Genomic DNA, 24,574 nt, shown 5'->3' on the forward strand with positions numbered 1-24,574 from the left:
TGAGCAGACAATGATTAAAGAGGATGTTCTACTAACCAATCTTCAATCTCATTTTCAGAAATTACTTCAAAGCCATGGCGCTGCAAAAGCGCCGTGGTGATTCCAACTCCCGTAATTTTCTCACCTTGAAAAGTACCGTTATAAATTTTTTGGCTACCACAAGATGGGCTATTCTCTTTTAAAACCACACAAGTCGCTTTTATTTGCTGCGCAACTTCTAGGGTGCGGTAAGCACCTTTTAAATATAACTCTGTCACATCTAAACCAGATGAATCAGTAATTTTTGCTTTGCCATCAAGCACATCTTGACCTGTTCCGTCCACAATTTCTGCGGGTAAACGGGGAGTGGTAAAACCACCTAATAGCTCTGGGCATAATGCTTGGGCTTTTTTATTGATTAATAGTTGCTTAAGTCGGGTATTTGGACAGGATTTACCATCATATCGAACAGGTTCACCAATTAAACATGCGCTGACTAAAAGCATAGTTTTTCAAACTCAAAGCAAGAGAGATTTTTGAAGATAAGGATCATAAACAGAATATCGAATATGACAATTGATTTTAAAAACAGGCAAATTAAAAGATTACTAAAATTATGCAATTCATAATTAAGTTATGTATTGCATAATTTAATTGTTTTTAGTAGCATCTAATTCAAGGTAAATGGCCATTGGAGATCCAACAAGGATGTTGGTCTCCATAAATCTATAAATGATTTTTAGGAAAAGACGATTTTTAAGGGTTTATTGAAAAATCTCAATCGTACTTTTAGATAACAAAGGACAGTGTGTATGGAAAACAAACACCACATGGAACGGAAATTAATCATTAAAGGCTTTACGCTCATCATATCTTCGTTTTAATGACTCGTTTTTTTCTCATAGGATGCGTTGGGTTAAGCCAATTTGACGGTTCAAGTCTTCACCCAATAGCAACGTATTCTATAGAGAAAGGAGCTGAGTTCATCAGCAATAGAGATAAACGGAACAGGTAATCACCAGAGGGAAACTAGATGGATATTTTAGAGAACCCATTAGAATTATGCGGTTTTGCATTTATTGAGTTTGTTTCAAAAGAAAATGAATTAGATCCAGTTTTTGAGACAATCGGCTTTTCAAAAGTAGCCAAGCATAAATCGAAAGAAGCGTACTTATGGCGTCAAGGAAATATCAATATTATCCTGAATTATCAGCCAGAATCTTATGCTTCATTCTTCTTTAATGAACATGGTCCATCTGCTTGTGCGATGGGTTTTAAAACACGTGATGCAGCAAAAGCTTTCCAAAAAGCAGTAGAACTTGGTGCTGAACCAATGTATTCAAAAGTTGGGCCAATGGAGCTCAACATCCCGGCAATCAAAGGTATTGGTGGTATGCCAATCTTTTTAGTTGACCGTGATATTTATGAAAATGACTTTGTTTTCTTTGATGATGCCGAGAAACGTCCAGTAGGGGCAGGCTTAAATGAGATTGACCACTTAACTCATAACGTCTACAAAGGCCGTATGGAGTATTGGGCAAACTTCTATGAAAAAATCTTTAACTTCCAAGAAATTCGCTACTTTGATATTAAAGGTGAATATACAGGTTTAACGTCTAAAGCATTAACAGCACCAGACGGTAAGATCCGTATTCCGTTAAACGAAGATTCAGACAAAGGAAACGGCCAAATTGCAGAGTTCCTATCTGACTTTAATGGCGAAGGTATTCAGCATATCGCGTTTATTTGTGATGACTTAATCTCGACTTGGGATAAGTTAAAAGGCCTTGGTCTGAAATTCATGACACCGCCGCCAAATACGTATTATGAAATGCTAGAAGATCGTTTACCTGAGCATGGTGAACCGACTGATGAATTAAAACAGCGCGGTATTTTGCTTGATGGTAATACTAAAGACGGTCAGAAAAAGCTTTTATTGCAAATTTTCTCTGAAAACATGATTGGTCCAGTTTTCTTTGAATTTATTCAACGTAAAGATGATGATGGCTTTGGTGAAGGTAACTTCAAGGCGTTATTTGAGTCGATTGAACGTGACCAGATTCGCCGTGGTGTTTTAGAAACTAAATAAATAAGCTGAGCTTTATTCCTGATCTTAAAAAAACCAAGAGTTTGATCTCTTGGTTTTTTTTTATGGCTACTGATTAGCGGCTTTTAATATATTGATTGATGAGGTTCACTTCATTTTTCAAGATTTCAATCGTTTTACTATGAGGATCGACTGGTAAAAACATTTCACTGTCTAGTGCGACAATACAAAACTCAATACTTTGATTTGAGTTAAATACAGGTAAACCCACCGCATTAATTCCTGTCAGTAAATCACCTTTCGCTGCCGACATTTGTTGCTGGCGAATGGTGTCTTTAAGCTCTGTAAATGCTTGCCAGTTTTGTGGTGCGATGTGCAGATCAAGCTCTTGATGTTTTTGCCATTCTATTTCCATTAAGGGACGAACAAAATGTTCTGGTAGATAAGAAGCAAATAGACGTCCCGCAGCAGAATTGACTAAAGGCATAATCGAGCCGACTTTAGTCACAATCGAAATAGGGTGGTTTGATTCAATCGATTGAACCACGACAGGGCCTTTTGGTGACCATTTACTAATTTGTATACCGCAACCAATTTTGTTTTGTAGGTCATAAATTAAATGCTGTACCAGCTGTAGTGTGTCGCTATGCTGGACACAGTTGAGACCTAAGCGCCATGCCTGATCACCTAAAGCATATTGCCCATCATCAAGCTGTTTTGCATATTCCATACGAATAAGGCTAACCAGATAGCGGTGAACCTTGGCAGGATGCATTTCGAGCTTGCTAGACAGATCTTTGAGAATAATAGGTTGATTGTGTTCCAAAAGGGCGTTTAGTACAGATAAACCGACTTCAAGTGATTGAACCCCCCCAGATACTTTTTCTTCAATCATTTAAATACCCTTAATAAATTTACTTCAGCTGTTAAACAGTGACGATCAAAACATAAATTGAAATTGGCGCGTTTTACATCATGCCTGAGCCTAGTGAAAAATAGAAATCACCTTTTTCTATTAGCGAAATTGACATGTTTAATAACCAACAATTTTCTAAAATCACTATGCTCTTATTTATAGCGCAATTTTCTAGAAATTTAGCGGTTTTAAATAATATAAATCGGCATTGATATAGAACTGCTCTTAAAACAATTCTAATCAATGCCGATTTTTTAGTGCGCTCTTTAAAAATTAGGTTCCTAACTCTTCTTCATGCAAGAAATGAGTATGGTGCGGAGCGCGTTTGGTTTTGCTCCATTCCTCTAGCATTTCAGTTTTCATTTCTTCAGTAATTTTTGCAATTTTTTCTTCAGCATGAGCATCGTTATAAGTCAGTTCTAAACGATGGCCATTTGGGTCAAAGAAGTAAATTGAGTGGAAAATACCATGGTTAGTTACGCCTAAAACTTTCACGCCATTTTCTTCTAAATGTTGCTTGGCAGCCATCAGCGCATTTAAGTCTTCAACTTCAAAAGCAATATGTTGTACCCATTGAGGCGTATTTTCGTCTCGGCCCATTTCTGGTTGAGTTGGCAATTCAAAAAATGCCAAAACGTTGCCTTGACCAGCATCTAAGAATAAATGCATATATGGGTCAAAGGCTTTAGTTGACGGCACATGGTCTTCAGCAAAAGCTAAAATAAAGTCCATGTTGAGCATTTTTTTATACCACTCAACAGTTTCTTTCGCATCCTTACAACGATATGCAACGTGATGTATTTTTTTAATGGCAAATGTCATATTAAAACTCCTTTTTACTATTCCCAATCTGGTTGTTGTTCTGGCGCCGCGTTATAAAAGGCTGGGATAGACAAACAATGGTGATAAATCGATTCAATTTTTGGAAACGCAGATAAATCAATCTTGAAGCGTTTCGCGTTGTAAACCTGTGGAATCAGACAGCAATCAGCAATTGTTGCTTGTTGTCCAAAGCAGAATTGTCCATTTGAATCTTGAAGTAGCTGTTCGAGATTTTGAAAGCCTTCAATAATCCAGTGCTGATACCAATAATTTTTCTGCTCATCTGAAACATTTAAGTCATTTTTTAAATATTTCAGTACGCGTAAGTTGTTTAACGGGTGAATATCGCAAGCGATTGCTTGGGAAAAAGCACGGATTTTGGCTCTCTCTTGCACATCACTTGGAAGTAATTTGGTTTCTAGATATTGCTCATCCAGATATTCCAAAATACTTAACGATTGAGACAAGGTTAAATCGCCGTCAATTAAAGTCGGAACTAGAGCACTACGGTTTAACTTTAAATAGTCTTCGCTTTGCTGTTCGTTTTTTACCAGATGAACTGGAACAGTCTCATAAGCTAATCCTTTAATGTTTAGACCAATCCGTACTCTGTAGGCTGCAGAGCTACGAAAGTAACTATACAGCTTCATAGTCAGGCTCCGAAGTTTCTGCAAAATCGAAATTTAATGCAGGAAGGACTGTATTTCGAACTTCACCGAAGCCAATGCGAATACTATTTTTCTCACAGTGACCTTTCATAATGAGTGTATCGCCGTCTTGCAAGAAACCACGAGTTTCACCATTGGCAAGTGTTAAAGGCTTGGTGGTGTTCCATGTAAGCTCAAGCAAGCTGCCATACGAATCTGGTGTAGAACCTGAAATAGTACCTGAACCCATTAAATCACCAACCTGAACGTTACAGCCGCCAATGGTGTGGTGAGTGAGCTGCTGAGCCATAGACCAGTACATATATTTGAAATTAGTTTGGCAAATCACGTCAGCTTGTGCCGATTTCGGGCTTTGAATTTCAACACTCAAATTAATGTCATAACTATTCGCGATATTTTCTTGTAAATACGTTAAAGGTTTAGGCTCTTGTTTTGGGCCTTCCACTTTAAATGGCTCAAGTGCTTCAAGTGTGACTACCCAAGGTGAGATGGCACTAGCAAATGATTTTGAATTGAAAGGGCCTAAAGGCACATATTCCCATTGCTGGATATCGCGTGCTGACCAGTCATTGAGTAATACCATTCCAAAAATATGATCCCAAGCATTTTCAATAGAGATCGGCTGGCCAAGCTCTGTTGGTTTACCAATAACAAATGCTGTTTCAAGTTCGAAATCGAGTTTACGCGTAGCTGAGAAAACTGGGCGCTCTTCATTTGGAAGTTTAATTTGACCAGATGGACGCACGACTTGAGTGCCACTGACGACAACAGAGCTAGCACGGCCGTTATAACCAACAGGCAATTCAGTCCAGTTTGGCAGTAAAGCATTTTTAGGGTCGCGGAACATACAGCCTACATTGGTGGCATGTTCTTTAGAAGAATAGAAATCGGTATAACCAGATACTTGAAGTGGTAAATGCAAAGTAACGCTGTCTTGCTTAACCAAAACTTCCTGACGCAATGCTTCATTTTCTTGAAGCGTTAAATTTTCAACCGAGAGAAGAGACTGTAGTGTCTTACGAACTTTTGACCAGTTGGCTTTTCCAGACTCGATAAATTTATTCAGAGTAGGCTGGTTAAAGTATGTGTCTTGTTCTGAAAGTTTTAAAAGACCATGCTTTTCAAGAGCAGCGAGATCAATCACCCAATCACCAATAGCTACACCAACTTGACGCTCACTTTCGTTAGCTCTGCTAAAAACACCGTAAGGCAAATTATGAATAGTGAAATCTGATTGAGGTGAAACTTCAATAAAAGAGTTTAGTTTTTGTTCCATTTTCGCTTCCTTGTCTTTATCTCGGGTCTTATACAAATAAAAGTTCGGTCTAGGACTGAGCTACTCAATAAGTTTTAACCTTTGCTTAGATCATCTTTTGTCTTATGAGTTTGATATAGACCGAGCACAACCAATGGCTTCATGTCTCTATAATACTGAATTCATAAAATTACGCAATACATAATTTAATTACACATTTCATAATAATTGTCATTTCTTGTATTTTCTGTTTTCATTCGCGGTCATGAGAAAAGTTACGCAATTATTTTTTCATGAATCTCTATGAAAGTTTGATCAATTTATGATATACGTAATTTATTGGAAAAAAATTACGTGACACGGATGAGAATAATCATATGTCAGCACAAGAGCAAGGAAACCTGAAACATGGTTTGAGTAATCGGCACATCCAGCTTATTGCATTGGGTGGGGCGATTGGCACAGGGCTTTTTCTTGGTATATCACAATCGATTAAATTAGCAGGTCCATCGGTCATCCTCGGTTATGCCATTGCAGGATTTATTGCTTTTTTAATGATGCGTCAGCTTGGTGAAATGGTGGTAGAAGAGCCAGTTAGTGGATCTTTTAGTCATTTTGCCTACAAATATTGGGGACCATTTGCAGGGTTCATGTCAGGATGGAACTATTGGGTACTCAATGTACTCGTCTGTATGGCAGAACTAAGCGCAATTGGTCTTTACATTCAATATTGGTGGCCGCAAATCCCGACGTGGGCATCTGCTTTAGCCTTCTTTGTCTTAATTAATGGCATTAATTTGCTACACGTTAAGTTTTTTGGCGAAATGGAATTTTGGTTTTCTATTGTCAAAATCTTAGCGATTCTTGCAATGATTGGCTTTGGTTCATATCTACTTGCAACAGGCACAGCAGGTCCACAGGCAAGCATTTCAAACCTCTGGGCACTTGGCGGTTTCTTCCCGTTTGGTGTTGAAGGCTTAGTCATGGCAATGGCAGTCATTATTTTTGCTTTCGGTGGTATTGAGCTTTTCGGTATTACTGCAGCTGAAGCACGTGACCCTGATAAAACTTTACCTAAAGCTGTGAATCAAATTATTTACCGTATTTTGATTTTCTATATTGCGACGCTTTTTGTTTTATTCTCGCTGTTCCCATGGAACCAAATGGCACAAGGCGGAAGCCCGTTTGTGATGGTATTTGCTTCTTTAGATAGCCAAGGAATTGCAACGTTATTAAACTTTGTGATTTTGACTGCTGCTGTTTCAGTTTATAACGGGACAAGTTATTGCAGTAGCCGTATGTTGTTAGGCCTTGCGCAACAAGGAAATGCACCAAAAGTATTTGCACGTATTAATAAACGCGGTATTCCAACCAATGCAGTGATCCTTTCTGCGGCAGTCACTATTTTATGTGTACTGTTAAATTATATTTTCCCTGAAAAAGCATTTGGTTTACTCATGATGCTGGTGGTTGCAGCGATTGTAATTAACTGGGTTGTAATTTCATGGACGCATTTAAAATTCCGCAAATATATGCAGCGCCAAGGGCAAACAACGAAGTTCCCAAGCTTTATGTATCCGTTTAGCAACTATCTATGCATACTGTTTATGCTGGGTATTTTGGTCGTGATGTCTTTAACACCAGATATGCGTGTTGCGGTCATGATGATTCCTGGCTGGATCTTGTGTTTGATGGTGGCTTACCAATTTAAACGCCGAAAATTAAAAGCTGAGCAGTCTGTACCTGCCTTAGAAGCAGATATTTAATAAATTATTGAGTTGTATCTAAAAAGGACGTCTGACAGGCGTCCTTTTTTTATTTTTAAAATTTAGCAACAGAAATTAAAGGATTTTATTATTGTTATAATATAACATTTCATTAATTTAATGATGAGCAATTTTCCCATTTTTGGTGAAGATAGAGCATATTTATGAAGCGTTATTTCGGTTTAATTTTCTTATCTCTCACAGCATGTAGCATTCAAACACCCAAGCCAACAACCCCTCTGCATACCCAAACACCTTTACCTCAACCTACAAAACCAGTGGTCAAAATAAAGTCTCAACCCGAGGCGTATGTTGCGTGGTTAGCTTCAGCAGACCATCGACAGGCTGTACAAGCTTACAAGCAATTTCTTAAGCAAAAAGGGCTTGCCAATTTAGTTCCAGACCATGAATTATTAAGCTCAGCTCGCGATTGGCAAAAATGTGGAGTTGAGCCTTACGCGGTGCCACCACGGGAGATTTGGTCCAATATTGTTCCGACGCTTAGCATTTTAAAAGCGTTAGTTGAGGATGGCGTAATTAATGATTTTGAAGTGACTTCGGTCTACCGGGCGTTGTCTCTAAACCGCTGTGCAGGTGGTGCTGATGCTTCTCGACATGTCTTTAATGCAGCGCTTGATTTTAGAATTGGGCCAGAACAGCCCAGCGACTTAGACCAGTTCAATATTCAGCAAACTAAAACCAAACTTTGTCAGTTCTGGGCGACAAAAGGTCAAGCGCTTAAGATGGGACTAGGTGTTTATGCTTCAGGACAAATTCATATTGATAGCCAAGGATTCCGTGCATGGGGGCCTGACCATCACTATAGAACCTCAATTTGTCAGGGACTATAAAAGCAATTTTTTCAACGACTAAGTAAATTGATTTAAATAAAAGCGGAATAAAAACTTGATCAATAGTTATGTTATAACATAACATTATTGTGGTTTAGAAATAGATTACGCCTGTGATCTGGCCATACCTAGATGGCCAGCCATGATCAGTTTAAATATTATTCGAAGAGATCAAGCCATGCGCACTGCAATCGCCAACTCATTTGCCAAGCTTCCCGTCACTGTTTTATCAGGCTTTTTAGGTGCAGGAAAAACCACATTACTCAACCATATTTTAAATAATCGTGAAGGCCGCCGTATTGCCGTGATTGTCAATGATATGTCTGAGGTGAATATTGATGCTGCATTAGTACGTGAAGGTGGGGCAGAGCTTTCAAGAACGGATGAAAAGCTGGTTGAAATGAGTAATGGCTGTATCTGTTGTACGCTACGAGAAGATTTATTGGTTGAGGTGAGACGTTTAGCCGACGAAGGGCGCTTTGACCAATTGGTGATTGAGTCAACTGGCATTTCTGAACCGCTGCCTGTGGCAGAAACCTTTACCTTTGAAGATGAAGATGGAAACTCACTCAATGAGTTCGCTCGACTCGACACCATGGTCACGGTAGTCGATGCTTTTAACTTCTTTAAAGATTACAGTTCAGTTGACTCACTGCAACAACGTGGCGAATCATTAGGTGAGCAAGATGAAAGAACTGTAGTCGATCTTCTCATTGATCAAATCGAGTTTTGTGATGTGATTGTGCTGAATAAAATTGATTTGATTGACCAAGCTCAGCAAGACCAGCTTATCGCCATTTTAAAAACATTAAACCCGCGTGCCCGAATTGAAATTGCTCAATTTGGAAAGATTGCCTTAGATAAAATTTTAAATACGCAATTATTCGATTTTGATGAAGCCGCACAAGCACCGGGCTGGTTAAAAGAGTTACGCGGCGAGCATACGCCAGAGACTGAAGAGTATGGAATCAGCAGCTTTGTTTACCGCGCTCGCCGACCTTTCCATCCAGAGCGTTTTTATGATTTGGTTCAGGCTGAATGGCCGGGAGTCGTGCGTTCTAAAGGCTTTTTCTGGTTGGCTGCTGAACCGACATTGGCTTATTCATGGTCACAAGCGGGAGCAATGGCTCGACATGGCTTGGCAGGTTATTGGTGGGCCGCCGTTGCAGAAGAAGACTGGCCGAGTGACCTAGCCAGCATTGAACAAATTAAGAAAAACTGGGATGCCCGCACAGGTGATGCGCGTCAGGAACTGGTTTTAATTGGTATGCAAATGGATGAGCAAGCGTTAATACAGCGCTTAGATCGTTGCTTGTTAAGCGATGAAGAAATGGCTTTAGGGCCACAAGTTTGGCAGAGCTGGTCTAACCCTTTTAAACAAGAAGATGAAACCATGTTGATCGCTTAATTAAATAAGCCCCTATTTTAAAGGGGCTTATTTTTATGATTTGTCTTTAATAAAAACCTTTCGAATGTAGCTGTTAAGCGGTGTGGAATAATATTTTTCAATCGCTGCGCTGATGATAAAAGTCAGAACCAAATAGCCAATTAAAAGCATAATTTTGATGCTAGAGTCGGTTTGAGCAGGAATAAACGCAACTTTCATAAGGCCCAATACAACCAGATGAAACAAATAAGTTTCGTAACTTCTTTGCCCTAACCAGACCATCACTTTGGTAAATAAGTTATGCGCTTGCGTTTCGGAAGGATGCTGAAAACACAAAATAAGTAAGCCTGTAGCAAAAGCAAATAAGCTGATACCCCATGTACTGACTTCTTTAATTGGTGCATATAAATATAGAGCGGTCATACTCAAAATAATCAACCATGAAAGAGGTTTTTTATAGGACCAATTTGGCTGATATTTATGAGAAAAAATGGCAGTTAAACAGCCCACCGCTATACCATCAAAACTTGAAAAATAATGATATAAATAAGCGCCGCTTTCTTCTCCAAAATGCAGAGATCTAAAATAAGGCCCATATAAAATGACTCCAATTAGCACAGCAATAAAGACCTTATTACTGCGCGTGAGTAGACACAATAATGGAAAAACAAAATAAAAAACTTCTTCCACAGAGAGCGACCACAGCACTCCCAAAGCGTAGTTTACCCAACCGAATTTAATAATCAGGATATTCATCCAGAAGGTTAAAGCTGCAAATATGGTTAAAGGATAAGAGACTTCAATGCCATTCGGTGCTTGGTTCATAAAGGGTTTTAAGTCAAATGAACCGAGTATGCTTACACCTAAAATGAGTAATACCAGACACGGTAAAATACGCGCTGCCCGTCGGATATAAAAATGCTTGAGGTTAATTGCAGAAAATTGTTTGTCTCGTTTTAAAGTGTGATGGGTAATTAAAAAACCCGAAATCACAAAAAACATGGTGACGCCATAATTTCCATTTCTTGCGATGACTGTGCTAAATGCTTCACCTAAAAAATCAAAACCTAACCATGTATCTTTAAGTTTATAGGGAATATTAAAATGATGTAAAAGAACCAAAAGGATAGAGATTCCTCGAAGAATATCTATTTTATAATTACGCATTCGATGTGCTTCCAGTTTTATTAATATACTGTGTGGCAGAAGAATACTATCGATCAGTTATTTTAAATAAAAGTTTTAAGCATCATTTCGTAAACCCGAAAAAATGATATTTTTGTTTTCTTGGATGGGGCACTGGCTTAGCAGAAATAACTATTAAATAAATATTGATAAAATCCTAATATATTTGAATTTCTCTACATAAAACTTTAAATTAGCTCTTATCGAGCTATGTTTATTTTTTAAACTTTTTAAAATCTATTTGATTCATAAATTAACATGTTGTATGTGGTTGTATATACATAGCATGTCAACTAAAATACCTTTTTGCCTGCCGCCTTTTTGAGTATTTGTTATGCCCAGAACATCAAAACAAGAACATACTGAGCTTTCGATTGAAGCTGATAGTCCAGTTCCTTTATATCAACGCGTAAAACAACTGATTTCACAAAAGATTTATGAAGGCTCGTGGGCTGTAAATAAAAAAATTCCTTCGGAAAGTGAACTCGTTAATCAACTCGGCTGTAGCCGTATGACGGTAAACCGTGCGCTTCGTGAATTAACGACTGAGGGTTTACTCGTTCGTATTCAGGGCGTTGGCTCATTCGTTGCTGAAGGGCAAGGCCGAACTGCACTTTTTCAAATTAATAATATTGCCGATGAGATTATTGCACGAAACCATAAGCACCACGCTGAAGTTTTAGTCTTAGAACAAATTTATGCAAATGCAGAGCAAAGCGTGTTAATGCAGACTCGTGAAGGGCAAAGATTATTTCATTCGATTATTGTGCATTATGAAAATGATGTACCTGTTCAGGTCGAAGATCGTTTGGTTGATGCAGCACTGATACCAGATTATCTACAACAAGATTTTAAAACCATTACCCCAAATGCTTACCTCATGGCAAAAGCTCCCGTGACAGAAGGCGAGCACATTGTCGAGGCCGTTTTAGCATCTGCTCAAGAGTGCAAGTGGTTGAAGATTACTAAAGCTGAACCGTGTTTACTCATCCGCCGTCGCACATGGTCAAATAAACAACTCATTTCAAGTGCGCGTTTGATCTATCCGGGTAGTCGCTATTATCTCGAAGGGAAATTTAACCCATGATTGAATTGATCAGGGCCGATCAATATACAAAAATGCTTTGGAAAAATGGTGCAGGTTTTACTTTAGAAATTGCCAGAAGCCAAGGTGAGGCTGATTTCGATTGGCGCATTTCGATGGCGGATGTGACCACTTCTGGGCCATTTTCGCTATTTCCCAATAAGCAGCGCATTATTAGCGTACTCGATGGACAGGGTATGGTATTGCATGTCGATGATCTTCCTGCCAAAACGCTGAACCAAGGTGATATTTTTGCTTTCCATGGCGAGAGTCAGGTCCAAAGTGAACTGTTCGACGGTGCAATTCGAGATTTAAATTTAATTTATGATCCTGCAAAGTTTCGTGCTCGTTTTCAGTGGTTGAATGATGCAGCGGAGCAGGCATTTATCAGTTCGGCAGACCTGATTTTCATTTTTAATCAGGGTAGTGAAACGGAAGTGAACGTTGATGATCATTCCGTTCAGCTTGCTGCTCAAGAAACACTAAAAATTGAGAAAAACGCTGGCTTGACATCGATTAGTTTTCCCAAAAAACAACTCAAAAGCTGCTATGTCATGGAGCTAATTCAACGATAAAACTTAAGTAATTTGCTTATTCAAAAGCACATGTCTCGTGAAAAGATATGTGCTTTTTTTATGCTTGATATAAAAATAAATTAATTTAATTCATAAGCTTATTCAATTTTATTAAAAAAATATCAGTCACCCTCTTCACGCCGAAAAATATTTGTGTAGTATATGGATGTATATACAAGTTAATACATTACTATACAAATGCAGAAACAAGTGATGTTCTGCTGATGTAAGCTCAAAGGAAGGAGTCCGCCTGTGACAACAATGACAACAAAATTTCGTGATGTAGAAATTCGTGCGCCACGCGGCACTGAATTGACGGCTAAAAGTTGGTTAACTGAAGCTCCATTACGTATGTTGATGAATAACCTTGATCCGGACGTTGCAGAAAACCCGAAAGAGTTGGTTGTATACGGTGGTATTGGCCGTGCAGCACGAAACTGGGAATGTTTCGACAAAATTGTAGATACTTTAAAAAATCTTGAAACTGATGAAACGTTATTAGTTCAATCAGGTAAGCCAGTAGGTGTATTTAAAACTCATAAAGATGCTCCACGCGTTTTAATTGCAAACTCAAACCTTGTACCGCACTGGGCAAACTGGGAACACTTCAACGAGTTAGACGCAAAAGCTTTGGCGATGTATGGTCAAATGACAGCAGGTTCGTGGATCTACATTGGTAGCCAAGGTATTGTACAAGGTACTTACGAAACTTTCGTTGAGGCAGGTCGCCAACACTACAACGGTGACTTAAAAGGCCGTTGGGTTCTTACTGCTGGTTTAGGCGGTATGGGTGGTGCTCAGCCTTTAGCTGCAACACTTGCAGGTGCGTGTTCTTTAAACATTGAATGCCAACAAGCAAGTATCGATTTCCGTTTACGTACGCGTTATGTAGATGAACAAGCGGCTGACTTAGACGATGCTTTAGCACGTATTGACCGCTATACAAAAGAAGGTAAAGCAATTTCAATTGCGCTTCATGGTAACGCTGCTGAAATTTTACCTGAGCTTGTACGCCGTGGTGTACGTCCAGATATGGTGACTGACCAAACAAGTGCACACGATCCCCTTAATGGCTACTTACCAGTAGGCTGGACTTGGGATGAATACCGTGCACGTGCGAAAACCGAACCAGAAGCTGTTGTAAAAGCTGCAAAACAGTCGATGGCGAAGCACGTACAAGCGATGCTTGATTTCCAAAAAATGGGTGTTCCAACATTTGACTATGGCAACAACATCCGTCAAATGGCGAAAGAAGAAGGTGTAGCAAACGCTTTTGATTTCCCAGGTTTCGTACCTGCTTATATCCGTCCATTGTTCTGCCGTGGTATTGGTCCATTCCGTTGGGCTGCGCTTTCTGGTGACCCAGAAGACATTTATAAAACAGATGCCAAAGTTAAAGAATTAATTCCTGATGATGAACATTTACATCACTGGTTAGACATGGCTCGCGAACGTATTAGCTTCCAAGGCTTACCAGCGCGTATTTGCTGGGTTGGTTTAGGCTTACGTGCAAAACTTGGTTTGGCATTTAACGAAATGGTTCGTAGCGGTGAATTGTCTGCACCAGTTGTGATTGGTCGTGACCATTTAGACTCAGGTTCAGTTGCAAGTCCAAACCGTGAAACTGAAGCAATGCAAGACGGCTCAGATGCAGTATCAGACTGGCCTTTATTAAATGCGTTGCTCAATACAGCAGGCGGCGCAACTTGGGTGTCTTTACATCACGGTGGTGGTGTAGGTATGGGCTTCTCTCAACACTCAGGCGTTGTGATTGTGTGTGATGGTACAGATGAAGCTGCTGCACGTATTGCTCGCGTACTGACCAATGACCCTGCAACAGGTGTTATGCGTCATGCCGATGCAGGTTATGAAATTGCGATTAACTGTGCCAAAGAGCAAGGCTTACACTTGCCAATGATCACGCAATAAAAATACATGGAAGAACTAGCGGTGCTTTTTGCAATTGTGAAAAGCACCGTCTCAGCAGAATATAGTGCAAAAAATTAGGAAGCCAACATGGAATTATTGATCCAACCGGGAAAACTGACCTTAGCCGATTTACGTCAAGCGTACCTCAACCCGATCAAAGTTAAATTAGATAAAAGTGCTTCATCTGCAATTAATGCAAGCGTGGCTTGCGTTGAGAAAATTGTAAATGAAGGACGTACAGCTTACGGTATTAATACAGGCTTTGGCTTACTTGCTTCAACCAAAATTGCTCCTGAAGATTTAGAAAAGTTACAACGTTCATTAGTTCTTTCACATGCCGCAGGTGTTGGTGAAGCACTTGATGATGCAATGGTTCGTTTAATTATTCTATTGAAAGCAAATAGCTTGGCGCGTGGTTTCTCTGGTATTCGTCGTAAAGTGATTGATGCTTTGTTGGCTTTAATTAATGCCGAAGTTTACCCACACATTCCACTGAAAGGTTCAGTAGGGGCTTCAGGTGACTTGGCACCACTTGCACACATGTCTTTAGTGTTACTTGGTGAAGGTAAGGCGCGTTATAAAGGTGAATGGTTACCAGCAGTTGAAGCTTTAAAAGTTGCAGGCTTAGAACCTATTTCTTTAGCAGCTAAAGAAGGTTTAGCACTTTTAAATGGTACACAAGTTTCGACCGCTTATGCTTTACGCGGCTTATTTGAAGCGGAAGATTTATTTGCAGCTGCAACAGTTTGTGGTGGCTTAAGCGTTGAAGCAATGCTGGGTTCTCGTGCACCATTTGATGCTCGTATTCATGAAGTACGTGGTCAACGTGGTCAAATTGATGTAGCTGCGGCTTATCGTGATCTCTTAACAGACTCGAGTGAAATTGCACATTCACACGAAGACTGTAGCAAAGTTCAAGACCCATACTCTTTACGTTGCCAACCACAGGTGATGGGTGCATGTTTAACCCAAATCCGTCAGGCTGCTGAAGTACTAGAAATTGAAGCAAATGCTGTATCTGATAACCCGCTTGTGTTTGCTGAACAAGGTGACGTGATTTCTGGTGGTAACTTCCATGCAGAACCTGTAGCAATGGCGGCCGATAATTTAGCATTGGCAATTGCAGAAATTGGTTCACTGTCTGAACGTCGTATTTCAATGATGATGGACCGTCACATGTCACAACTTCCACCGTTCTTGGTGGCAAATGGTGGTGTTAACTCGGGCTTTATGATTGCTCAAGTTACCGCTGCTGCTCTTGCAAGTGACAACAAAGCGCTTGCACATCCAGCAAGTGTTGATAGCTTACCGACTTCAGCGAATCAGGAAGACCATGTATCAATGGCTCCGAATGCTGGTAAACGTCTTTGGTATATGGCTGACAACGTCCGTGGCATTTTAGCTGTTGAATGGTTAGGCGCTTGTCAGGGTCTAGACTTCCGTGAAGGCCTAAAAAGCTCGCCTAAACTTGAACAAGCTCGTAAAATCTTGCGCGCTCAAGTGCCTTACTACAGTGAAGACCGTTTCTTTGCTCCTGATATTGAGCAAGCAAGTGAATTACTCTCAAGCGGCTGCTTAAACGAGTTAATTATTCCAAAACTACTCCCTAGTTTATCTGAAGTGTGATTGATAAAACGGTCACATGGAGTGGCCGAATCTAACTAAATATCCTCAAGGATTGGAGATTATAATGTCACAAAACTCCACACTACAGCGGGGTTTAAACACCCGCCATATTCGTTTCTTGGCATTGGGCTCAGCAATTGGAACTGGGCTTTTCTATGGTTCGGCAACTGCCATTAAAATGGCAGGGCCTTCAGTATTACTTGCGTATATCGTTGCAGGGATTGCAATTTATATCGTTATGCGCGCATTGGGTGAAATGGCTGTCCAAAACCCTGTCTCTGGTTCATTTAGCCACTATGCTTCACAGTACATTGGTCCGCTGGCTGGATTTACGACAGGATGGACTTATGTTTTTGAAATGATCATTGTGGCGTTGGCTGATGTCACTGCTTTTGGTATTTACATGGGGTTCTGGTATCCCGATGTACCACGGTGGATCTGGATTTTATCCCTGATTATGTTCTTGGGTGCAATTAACCTCATTCACGTTAAAGTCTTTGGCGAACTCGAGTTTTGGCTTTCTATTGTCAAGGTGAGCGCCATTGTTGCCATGATTTTAGGTGGAATCGGTTTAATGTTCTACGGCTTCCATGCTGACCATAGCAGTGTGGTACCGGGTATTCAAAACTTATGGATTTATGATGGCTTTATGCCGCATGGGATTGCAGGCTTAGTTGCATGTTTATCTGTGGTTGTATTTGCTTTCGGTGGTATCGAAATTATTGGTATTACAGCAGGTGAATCACAAGATCCGAAAACCACCTTACCTAAAGCAATTAATGCAGTTCCAGTACGTATTTTACTTTTCTATGTGTTGACCATTTTTGTACTGATGTCGATTTTCCCATGGAATCAAATTGGTAGCCAAGGTAGTCCATTTGTACAGATTTTTGAGAATTTGGGTATTCAATCAGCAGCTACAATTTTAAATATTGTCGTGATTACTGCTGCTGTTTCAGCGATTAATAGTGATGTATTTGGTGCTGGTCGTATGCTTTATGGCATGGCAAACCGTGGTCAAGCGCCTCGAGTTTTCCAGAAATTATCACGTAATGGTGTGCCATGGATGACTGTAGTGGTTATGGCTGGCGTGCTATTAATTGGTGTAGTGCTGAACTACCTGATTCCTGAAAATGTATTCATGATCATTGCCTCAATTGCAACTTTCGCAACCGTTTGGGTGTGGCTCATGATCTTGCTTTCGCAAGTTGCGATGCGCCGTAAGTTGTCTACTGCTGAAATTAAGGCATTGGATTTCCCTGTTATTGGTTGGCCGTATGCTCCTGCGTTTGCAATTGGTTTTATGGTGTTCATTTTAGTCATGATGGGTTATTTCCCAGATTCACGCCCTGCAATTTATGTGGGAATCACATGGCTTGTTCTGTTAATGATCGCTTATCGCATTTGGGTCAAACCTCAGCAAAATTCGGGAAAGCAAAATAATTCAATTCCGCAAAACATCGAGATAGAAAGCTAACAAGTCAACTGCCCAATGGTTTAACTATTGGGCAGTTTTGAGGAAAGGCGAATGAAAAAACTTTGGCAAAATTGCCACATTGCGACCATGCAAAATGGGCAATATTCCTATATTGAAGATGCAGCAATAGTCACAGAAGGGCATCTGATTCACTGGATTGGAAAACAACAAGAACTTCCTGCCGACACTTATTCCAAAACAGTTGACTTAAATGGCGCTTGGGTAACCCCGGGGCTCATCGACTGTCATACGCATAGCGTATTTGGTGGCAACCGTAGTGTTGAGTTTGAAAAGCGCTTACAAGGTGTGAGCTATGCTGAAATTGCAGCAAGCGGTGGCGGTATTGCCAGTACAGTACGTGCAACACGTGAAGCAAGCGAAGAACAATTACTGAAATCAGCCCTAAAACGTATTCGCTGTATGCAACAAGACGGTGTAACCACTATCGAGATTAAGTCTGGTTACGGACTCAATTACGAAAATGAACGCAAGATGCTGCGTGTGATCCGTCAAATTGGTGAAGCTTTACCGATGACGGTTAAAAGCACATGCTTGGCTGCTCATGCTTTACCGCCAGAATACAAAGATCAAAGCGATGCTTATATCGAGCATATTTGTACAGAAATGCTACCTAAACTGCATGCTGAAGGTTTAGTCGATGCAGTTGATGCGTTCTGCGAGCATTTGGCATTTTCACCTGCTCAGGTCGAACGTGTTTTTAAAACAGCACAGTCTTTAAATTTACCCGTTAAGCTGCATGCTGAGCAGCTCTCATCGCTAGGTGGCTCAAGCTTGGCAGCACGTTATCATGCTTTATCGGCTGACCATTTAGAGTACATGACTGAAGATGATGTTAAAGCCATGGCAGAGTCGGGCACGGTTGCAGTGTTATTACCAGGTGCCTTTTATTTATTGCGTGAAACACAATACCCACCGATTGAAAGCCTTATTAAACACGGCGTGCGTATTGCGCTGTCGAGTGATTTAAATCCGGGTACATCTCCAGCACTTTCTTTACGTTTAATGCTGAATATGGGCAGTACGCTATTCCGTCTTACGCCTGAGCAAGCATTAGTGGGTGTCACCATTCATGCTGCACAAGCGCTCGGTTTAGAGCACACACACGGCAGTTTAGAGCAGGGTAAAGTCGCTGACTTTGTGGCTTGGGATATTGAGCATCCATCTGAAATTGTTTACTGGCTTGGCGGCGATTTGCCTAAGCGAGTCGTTCAGCATGGAAAAGAAGTTATTTTTTAAACGGTGGCATATGAATCACACATTTAAATGGCAAGGCCGCCATGATGGCGAAGGTGAAGCACACCAACGTATTCATCATATTATGAATAAAACCCAACATGCCGAATTTGCCCTGATTGGTTTTAGTTCTGATGAAGGTGTGAAGCGTAACAAAGGCCGAGTTGGCGCTGCCGATGCACCAGATGCAATCCGTACTCAACTTGCTAACTTACCTATTCATCGCCCAGTCAGTATTGTCGATTTGGGTACGGTGACCTGCGAATCTGAGAATTTAGAGCAAGCACAAGCTGAGTTAGCTGAACAAGTCGCAAACAGCTTGCAAAATGGTTTAAAGCCGATTGTATTGGGCGGTGGACATGAAGTTGCATTTGGTAGCTTTAGTGGTCTGTTCCAATATGTACAAGCCCACGCACCAGATAAAAAAATAGGCATTATTAATTTCGACGCCCATTTTGATTTGCGTGAAGCAGAGCATGCCACCTCTGGAACACCATTTTTACAGGCAGCTCGACTTTCAGAACAGCATCAAAAACAATTTAATTATTTATGTATTGGGGTCGCCAACCATGCCAATACTAAAGTTTTGTTTGATACAGCCGATGCTCTAAATTGTTCATATTTACGTGACCATGAGGTTAATATTTTTAACCTACCAAACGTGCTTGCAGCGGTTGACGCTTTTATTGAAAAAGTAGACTGTTTGTACGTTACGATTGATTTAGATGTCTTCGCGGCTGCGGTTGCACCGGGGGTCAGTGCACCAGCTGTCAAAGGAATTGATTTAGCCACTTTTGAAGCGATTTTTAAGCATATTCAAGAGACTGGAAAAATTAAACTTTTAGATATTGCTGAATGCAATCCAAAATTTGATTTAGACAATAGAACAGCAAAACTGGCTGCGTATATTGTTTATCAATATTTGTTTTCTTGAGAAACAATTTTTAATGTAGAAATTCAAAAGTGCACTGAGATCGTTCATGTGCACTTTTTTTTAAGTTCTTGGTCTATTAAAGTCAGATGTGGAATATAGATAGCAACTATAAATAATATAATTAAAAAGAAAATTAATTTATAAAATCATTGAGTTAAAAAAATACTCGATTTTTACACCATTTTATATGCTGCTTGGCACGTAATTTGTTTTGTCTTTATTTTAACCTTTGTTAAATATTTCTGGATAATTAAATGAAAAACAGAACCTTACATTTTGCTTGTATCAGTGTTTTATTTTGGATGTCTCATTCTTCTAATGCTACAACCCCCGAAATAAATACAAATACCATCGAAAAATCACAATCTAAACCAAATAGTAATGTCTCTGTTCGGGTGAAAGTTTTAAACCAGCTTTTACAGGAACAGTGGGAATACACTTTAAAAAATAATCCTGAAACTGCAACGACTTTAGGCGATTTACGCTACAACGATCGATGGACTGAGCTTTCAAAAAATCAGATTGAGAAAGATAAAAAAACTACGCAAAATTTTTTAAAACGTTTTGAAGCGATTGATAGCACAGGGTTTTCAGCAACTGATCAATTAAATAAAGACTTAATGATTTATCAGTTGAAAGAAACACTTAAAAATTATGATTTGAAATTGTATGAGATGCCTTTTAATCAAATGTGGGGGCTACATTTACAATTTCCGGGATTTATTAGTTCGATTCCATTTGATAATACTAAGCAATATCAAGACTATATTTCTCGTTTAAAACAAATTCCTCTTATTCTTGATCAAGGGATTCAGTTAGCGAAACAAGGCCAAAAAGATGGCTTGATGCCACCCAAATATTTAATTGAAAAGGTAGCAAAGCAGATTAATAGCATTGCAGCTCCAGCAGGGGCAGACAGTGTGTTTGCTTCTCCATTAAAGCAATTTCCAAAAAATATTTCGAAAGCAGAACAAGAGCGTTTAAGCCGTGAAATACTACAGGCCATAGATCAAAATGTTCGACCTGCCTATCAAAAACTCGGGACGTTTATTCAGAAAGATTACTTACCCTATGGACGACAACACGAGGGTATATGGAGCTTGCCAAACGGTGATGAGCTCTATCGCTTTTATGTAGAAAACAATACGACAACCTCTGAAAGCCCTGAAACTATTCATCAGCTCGGACTAAAAGAAGTTGCTCGTATTGAAGCGGAAATGCTGAAAATTGCCAAAGCACAAGGTTTCAATGACTTAAAGAGTTTCCAACAATCATTAAAAACAAATCCCGCTGTTTTCCCTAAATCTCGTGAAGAAATTTTAGAGATATATCGCGGATATATTGCCCAAATGCAACCAGAGTTGCCGAAGCTGTTTGGTTTATTACCCAAAAATAAAGTCGAAGTTTTGCCTGTAGAGCAATATCGAGAAAAAGAAGCGGCAGGAGCGGAGTACCACCAAGGCACGCCTGATGGCTCGCGGCCGGGACAAGTATATGTAAATACAGGGGACTTCTCTGAACGTTCCAAAATATCAATGGAAGCAACCGCTTACCATGAGGCAATTCCTGGACACCATATGCAGATTGATATTGCCCAAAACCTGCCAAATTTGCCGATGTTCCGAAAGCAGCCTAACCACACTGCCTATATAGAAGGATGGGCACTTTATGCCGAGCAATTGGGTAAAGATGTTGGTTTCTATAAAGACCCACTTTCAGACTATGGAAGACTATCGAGTGAGTTGTTCCGTGCCTGTCGTCTAGTGGTTGACACTGGCGTACATTATAAAAAATGGACCCGTCAGCAAATGATTGATTTTATGCGAGAACACTCTGCTTTGGATGAACCTGATATTCAGGCAGAGGCAGACCGCTATATTGCTATTCCTGCCCAAGCATTGGCATACAAAATGGGCCAACTCAAAATTTTAGAGCTACGGGAGCTCGCCAAACAGGAGCTTGGAGACCGTTTTGATATTAAAGCCTTCCATGACATGATCTTAAATGCAGGAACCTTGCCTTTAAATATTCTGGATGCACGTATTAAAAATTGGATTAAGGAACAAAAAGCGGCAGCTTAAAACAAAAATCGAAATTTAGGTCAGGTCCTCATTGGGCCTGATTTAAAAACCAATAGAAAACAGAATATAATTATAAAAAATATATTTTATTTCAGAACTTTAAAATGGAAAAATCTTTAAAAGAATACCAAGCTATTATTTTTGATATGGACGGTACTTTAGTCGACTCCTTTAGCTTTTTTTTAGGTGCTTTAAATCAGCTTGCCAAGAAGCATAAATTTAAATCTGTAGAGCTACATGAAGTAGAGCAGTACAAACATCTTTCACCAAAAGAAATTATGAAAGAGATGAATGTTTCTAGGTGGAAACTGCCTTGGATTGCCAAAGATTTCATTCGTTTAATGAAAGAAAGAGATCAAGAAGTTTACATGTTTGAGGGCATGCGGGATCACTTAATTGAACTACATAATCGGGGATATACGCTCGCAATTATTACTTCAAACTCTAAAGAAAACTGTCAAAGTATTCTTGGTACAGAACTATGTGAACTTTTTAGCCATATTGATGGTGGCTCGTCTATATTTGGTAAAGCTAAACGAATTAAGCGTGTTCTCAATATTTTGAATTTAAATAAAGAGCAGGCCATTTATGTCGGCGACCAAACGACTGATGGCGAAGCTGCACATAAAGCAGGCATTGATTTTGCTGCGGTAGGTTGGGGTTATACATCGGCTGAAAAATTAAAAACTATTCAGCCCAAAGTCGTGCTCAACGACTTAGCAACCATGAAAGAATTTTTCTAAATATATGAAATGCAGGATAAATCATGAATAACAATAACAACCCGATTGGAATGATTGATTCTGGTTTAGGCGGGTTGTCTCTCTTTAAGCATATTCGGCAGGCCCTTCCGAATGAAGACATTATCTATTTCGCTGACTCGAAATATGTCCCGTATGGAGACAAAGAAAGCGACTGGATTGTTTCACGAACCACTCACTTAATCTCAAATCTTATAAATGACGGGAATTGCAAAGCGATTGTGGTTGCTTGTAACACCATGACGGCTGTAGCGATTGAAACGATTAGAGCGCAAATTAATGTGCCACTTATTGCAATAGAACCCGCCGTAAAACCGGCAGTAGCAATCACTCAAAGTAAGCATATTGCGGTTTTGGCAACTGCAACCACGGTGAAGGGCAAAAACTTAAAAAGTTTAATTGAAACGTATGCGCAAGATATTAAAGTCTCTTTAGTGCCGTGTATTGGCTTAGCCGAAAAAATTGAAACGGGCAAAGCACATACCGCAGAAGTTAAAGATTATTTAAAAAATATTTTGGCGCCGTTGGTCGAACAAAAAGTCGATACGATTATTTTAGGATGCACACACTATCCATTTGTCTCAGACACGATTCAGGAAATTGTAGGCCGTGATATTCAAATCATTGAGCCTTCGGAAGCTGTAACAGCGCAATTAATTCGGCAGCTCAATCAATATCATTTAAGTTCTGAAAGTCCAAATGAGGGAAATCATATTATTTGGACCAGTTCAGACCCGTTGGAAGTTGCGGACGTGACTTTTTCTTTGTTAGGTAAACATTTACCTGTAGAAACTACTGATTTTTAAAGCCAAGAAAAACGCCTAGCCCCATAAAAATGAGTCCACCCATCACTGACATAGATTTTTGGGGCTTCTTCGATTTAGTTAATTTTTGACTAATGTAATTGGCTAAAAACACACAAACCACATCAGCAGAAACAAAGATCAGATTCACAATCAGCCCTAAAATGATGAACTGAGACCAAACTGGAAAATCTAATGAGGTATTAATAAATTGAGGTAAAAAAGCGATATAAAAAATAGCGGTTTTAGGGTTTAAAACTTCGACCAGAATGCTCTGCCTCAAAGATAACTGACCATTTTCAACATTTTGCTGAAGAGTCGGGGACGAGGTCGATCTAATTAATTTAATGCCTAACCAAACTAAATACAAAGCACCTAAAATTTTAATAATATCATAGAGTTTTGGAATGATTTGAAAGATGGTCGTTAAGCCTAAAGACGCCGCTATGATATGGAAACAACCTCCTACGAAAATTCCAAATGCAGCCATCAAACCAGATTTTCTACCACGAGAAAGCGTCTGTGCAGCGGTATACAGCATTGCTGGACCCGGAATATAAGCAAAAATAATTGTAGTAATTAAAAATGTAATGAAAAGCTCTAAAGAAATCATGTTTTACCTATCTTATTGTTACTATTTTTGAGTGAATTTTAAACAATTTAAAGTATATGAAATTTATAAGTATTTCAATTTTATAATCAGATTTATGGCTATAAAAACTCAAAATAACTTGATCTAACTTTTAGAGTCACTGTCAAAAAATCTCAATTACAAAACTCTAAGCTCAGAGTACCTAGATTAAGATATTTTTTATACTTAACTTTTCTCATCGTATATATTTATACAAACTATTAAATTAGAATTAACGATTAATCTATTTTATTAACTAAAAATATATAACTTAAGTTTATATTTTAAATTTAATTAAAAGATGTAAATATAAAAATAAGGATAATATTATTTAAATATTAATCATATTATTATATTTAAACTTTTTTATTAAAATAAATTGACGTTCTTTATTATAGCGATTAATATTTCGTTGCTGGCCTACATTGCCAGTCGGTTTTGACAGACCGTGTCTAGCGTGTCGGGTTATACTTTCTAAGTATTTCCCGTGTGGAACCTTTGTGCCCCCTTTTTCTCTATGGTAGGGCGGAAGGGGGACGCGTA

21 protein-coding genes are annotated in these 24,574 nt (G+C 39.4%); 14 read left to right on the forward strand and 7 right to left on the reverse strand.

Going from position 1 to position 24,574, the window contains the following annotated elements; translation table 11 throughout:
• Positions 1–14: 14 nt before the first annotated feature.
• Positions 15–485, reverse strand: a complete 471-nt coding sequence (locus tag HMPREF0013_RS19030) for a DUF523 domain-containing protein (RefSeq protein ID WP_005804347.1) — start codon at positions 483–485, stop codon at positions 15–17.
• Between the two features lie 527 nt (positions 486–1,012).
• Here HMPREF0013_RS19030 and hppD point away from each other — a divergent pair.
• A complete protein-coding gene (gene hppD / locus HMPREF0013_RS19035) occupies positions 1,013–2,068 on the forward strand; it encodes a 4-hydroxyphenylpyruvate dioxygenase (RefSeq protein WP_002119157.1) in 1,056 nt (351 codons plus the stop codon).
• 73 nt (positions 2,069–2,141) lie between these two features.
• On the opposite strand, the gene HMPREF0013_RS19040 is transcribed toward hppD, so the two are convergent.
• From HMPREF0013_RS19040 to fahA, 4 genes are all read right to left on the reverse strand, one after another.
• Positions 2,142–2,921, reverse strand: a complete 780-nt coding sequence (locus HMPREF0013_RS19040) for an IclR family transcriptional regulator (protein ID WP_005804348.1) — start codon at positions 2,919–2,921, stop codon at positions 2,142–2,144.
• A gap of 294 nt (positions 2,922–3,215) precedes the next feature.
• Complete coding sequence (locus HMPREF0013_RS19045) at positions 3,216–3,764, reverse strand: VOC family protein (protein ID WP_002119119.1); 549 nt, start codon at positions 3,762–3,764, stop codon at positions 3,216–3,218.
• Positions 3,765–3,781: 17 nt separating this feature from the next.
• On the reverse strand, positions 3,782–4,414 hold the full coding sequence (gene maiA, locus HMPREF0013_RS19050) for a maleylacetoacetate isomerase (RefSeq protein WP_005804350.1): 633 nt from the start codon (positions 4,412–4,414) through the stop codon (positions 3,782–3,784).
• The gene (fahA, locus tag HMPREF0013_RS19055) at positions 4,401–5,708 is read right to left on the reverse strand and encodes a fumarylacetoacetase (RefSeq protein WP_025464152.1); all 1,308 of its coding nucleotides are present in this window, start codon (positions 5,706–5,708) and stop codon (positions 4,401–4,403) included. Before fahA ends, maiA begins: the two co-directional genes overlap by 14 nt.
• A gap of 356 nt (positions 5,709–6,064) precedes the next feature.
• On the opposite strand from fahA, the gene HMPREF0013_RS19060 reads away from it, so the two are divergent.
• The 3 genes from HMPREF0013_RS19060 to zigA all read left to right on the forward strand — a co-directional run bounded on the left by HMPREF0013_RS19060 (position 6,065) and on the right by zigA (position 9,712).
• A complete protein-coding gene (locus HMPREF0013_RS19060) occupies positions 6,065–7,453 on the forward strand; it encodes an amino acid permease (RefSeq protein WP_002119258.1) in 1,389 nt (462 codons plus the stop codon).
• Positions 7,454–7,617: 164 nt separating this feature from the next.
• Positions 7,618–8,304: a D-Ala-D-Ala carboxypeptidase family metallohydrolase gene (locus HMPREF0013_RS19065; protein ID WP_005804352.1), complete on the forward strand. Its 687-nt coding sequence runs from the start codon at positions 7,618–7,620 to the stop codon at positions 8,302–8,304.
• Between the two features lie 142 nt (positions 8,305–8,446).
• On the forward strand, positions 8,447–9,712 hold the full coding sequence (gene zigA, locus HMPREF0013_RS19070; RefSeq protein ID WP_025464153.1) for a zinc metallochaperone GTPase ZigA: 1,266 nt from the start codon (positions 8,447–8,449) through the stop codon (positions 9,710–9,712).
• 33 nt (positions 9,713–9,745) lie between these two features.
• On the opposite strand, the gene HMPREF0013_RS19075 is transcribed toward zigA, so the two are convergent.
• A complete protein-coding gene (locus tag HMPREF0013_RS19075; RefSeq protein WP_025464154.1) occupies positions 9,746–10,858 on the reverse strand; it encodes an acyltransferase family protein in 1,113 nt (370 codons plus the stop codon).
• 352 nt (positions 10,859–11,210) lie between these two features.
• On the opposite strand from HMPREF0013_RS19075, the gene hutC reads away from it, so the two are divergent.
• The 10 genes from hutC to murI all read left to right on the forward strand — a co-directional run bounded on the left by hutC (position 11,211) and on the right by murI (position 23,403).
• Positions 11,211–11,963 (forward strand): histidine utilization repressor, encoded by a 753-nt coding sequence (gene hutC, locus HMPREF0013_RS19080; protein WP_002119291.1) that lies wholly within the window; start codon positions 11,211–11,213, stop codon positions 11,961–11,963.
• Positions 11,960–12,535, forward strand: coding sequence for a HutD family protein (locus tag HMPREF0013_RS19085; protein ID WP_005804355.1), 576 nt, complete (start codon positions 11,960–11,962; stop codon positions 12,533–12,535). The genes hutC and HMPREF0013_RS19085 overlap by 4 nt, the downstream gene beginning before the upstream one ends.
• A gap of 261 nt (positions 12,536–12,796) precedes the next feature.
• The gene (gene hutU, locus HMPREF0013_RS19090) at positions 12,797–14,464 is read left to right on the forward strand and encodes a urocanate hydratase (protein ID WP_078210161.1); all 1,668 of its coding nucleotides are present in this window, start codon (positions 12,797–12,799) and stop codon (positions 14,462–14,464) included.
• Between the two features lie 87 nt (positions 14,465–14,551).
• Entirely contained in the window at positions 14,552–16,090 is a 1,539-nt protein-coding gene (gene hutH, locus HMPREF0013_RS19095) for a histidine ammonia-lyase (RefSeq protein WP_005804357.1), read from the forward strand.
• A 64-nt stretch (positions 16,091–16,154) separates the two neighbouring features.
• Positions 16,155–17,567, forward strand: a complete 1,413-nt coding sequence (locus HMPREF0013_RS19100) for an amino acid permease (RefSeq protein ID WP_005804358.1) — start codon at positions 16,155–16,157, stop codon at positions 17,565–17,567.
• 51 nt (positions 17,568–17,618) lie between these two features.
• Positions 17,619–18,824, forward strand: coding sequence for an imidazolonepropionase (gene hutI, locus HMPREF0013_RS19105; protein ID WP_005804359.1), 1,206 nt, complete (start codon positions 17,619–17,621; stop codon positions 18,822–18,824).
• Between the two features lie 10 nt (positions 18,825–18,834).
• Positions 18,835–19,755 carry a formimidoylglutamase gene (hutG, locus tag HMPREF0013_RS19110; protein WP_005804360.1) on the forward strand — a complete coding sequence of 307 codons (921 nt, stop codon included), beginning with the start codon at positions 18,835–18,837 and terminating at the stop codon, positions 19,753–19,755.
• Between the two features lie 254 nt (positions 19,756–20,009).
• A complete protein-coding gene (locus HMPREF0013_RS19115) occupies positions 20,010–21,836 on the forward strand; it encodes a DUF885 domain-containing protein (protein WP_025464155.1) in 1,827 nt (608 codons plus the stop codon).
• Positions 21,837–21,940: 104 nt separating this feature from the next.
• Entirely contained in the window at positions 21,941–22,579 is a 639-nt protein-coding gene (locus HMPREF0013_RS19120; RefSeq protein ID WP_005804362.1) for an HAD family hydrolase, read from the forward strand.
• Positions 22,580–22,602: 23 nt separating this feature from the next.
• On the forward strand, positions 22,603–23,403 hold the full coding sequence (murI, locus tag HMPREF0013_RS19125) for a glutamate racemase (protein ID WP_005804363.1): 801 nt from the start codon (positions 22,603–22,605) through the stop codon (positions 23,401–23,403).
• Here the strand turns inward: murI and HMPREF0013_RS19130 are convergent.
• The gene (locus tag HMPREF0013_RS19130; protein WP_000624238.1) at positions 23,390–24,013 is read right to left on the reverse strand and encodes a LysE family translocator; all 624 of its coding nucleotides are present in this window, start codon (positions 24,011–24,013) and stop codon (positions 23,390–23,392) included. The genes murI and HMPREF0013_RS19130 overlap by 14 nt on opposite strands.
• Positions 24,014–24,574 lie beyond the last annotated feature (561 nt).

It is taken from the genome of Acinetobacter sp. SH024, assembly GCF_000163635.1.
Classification (GTDB): Bacteria; Pseudomonadota; Gammaproteobacteria; order Pseudomonadales; family Moraxellaceae; genus Acinetobacter; species Acinetobacter pittii.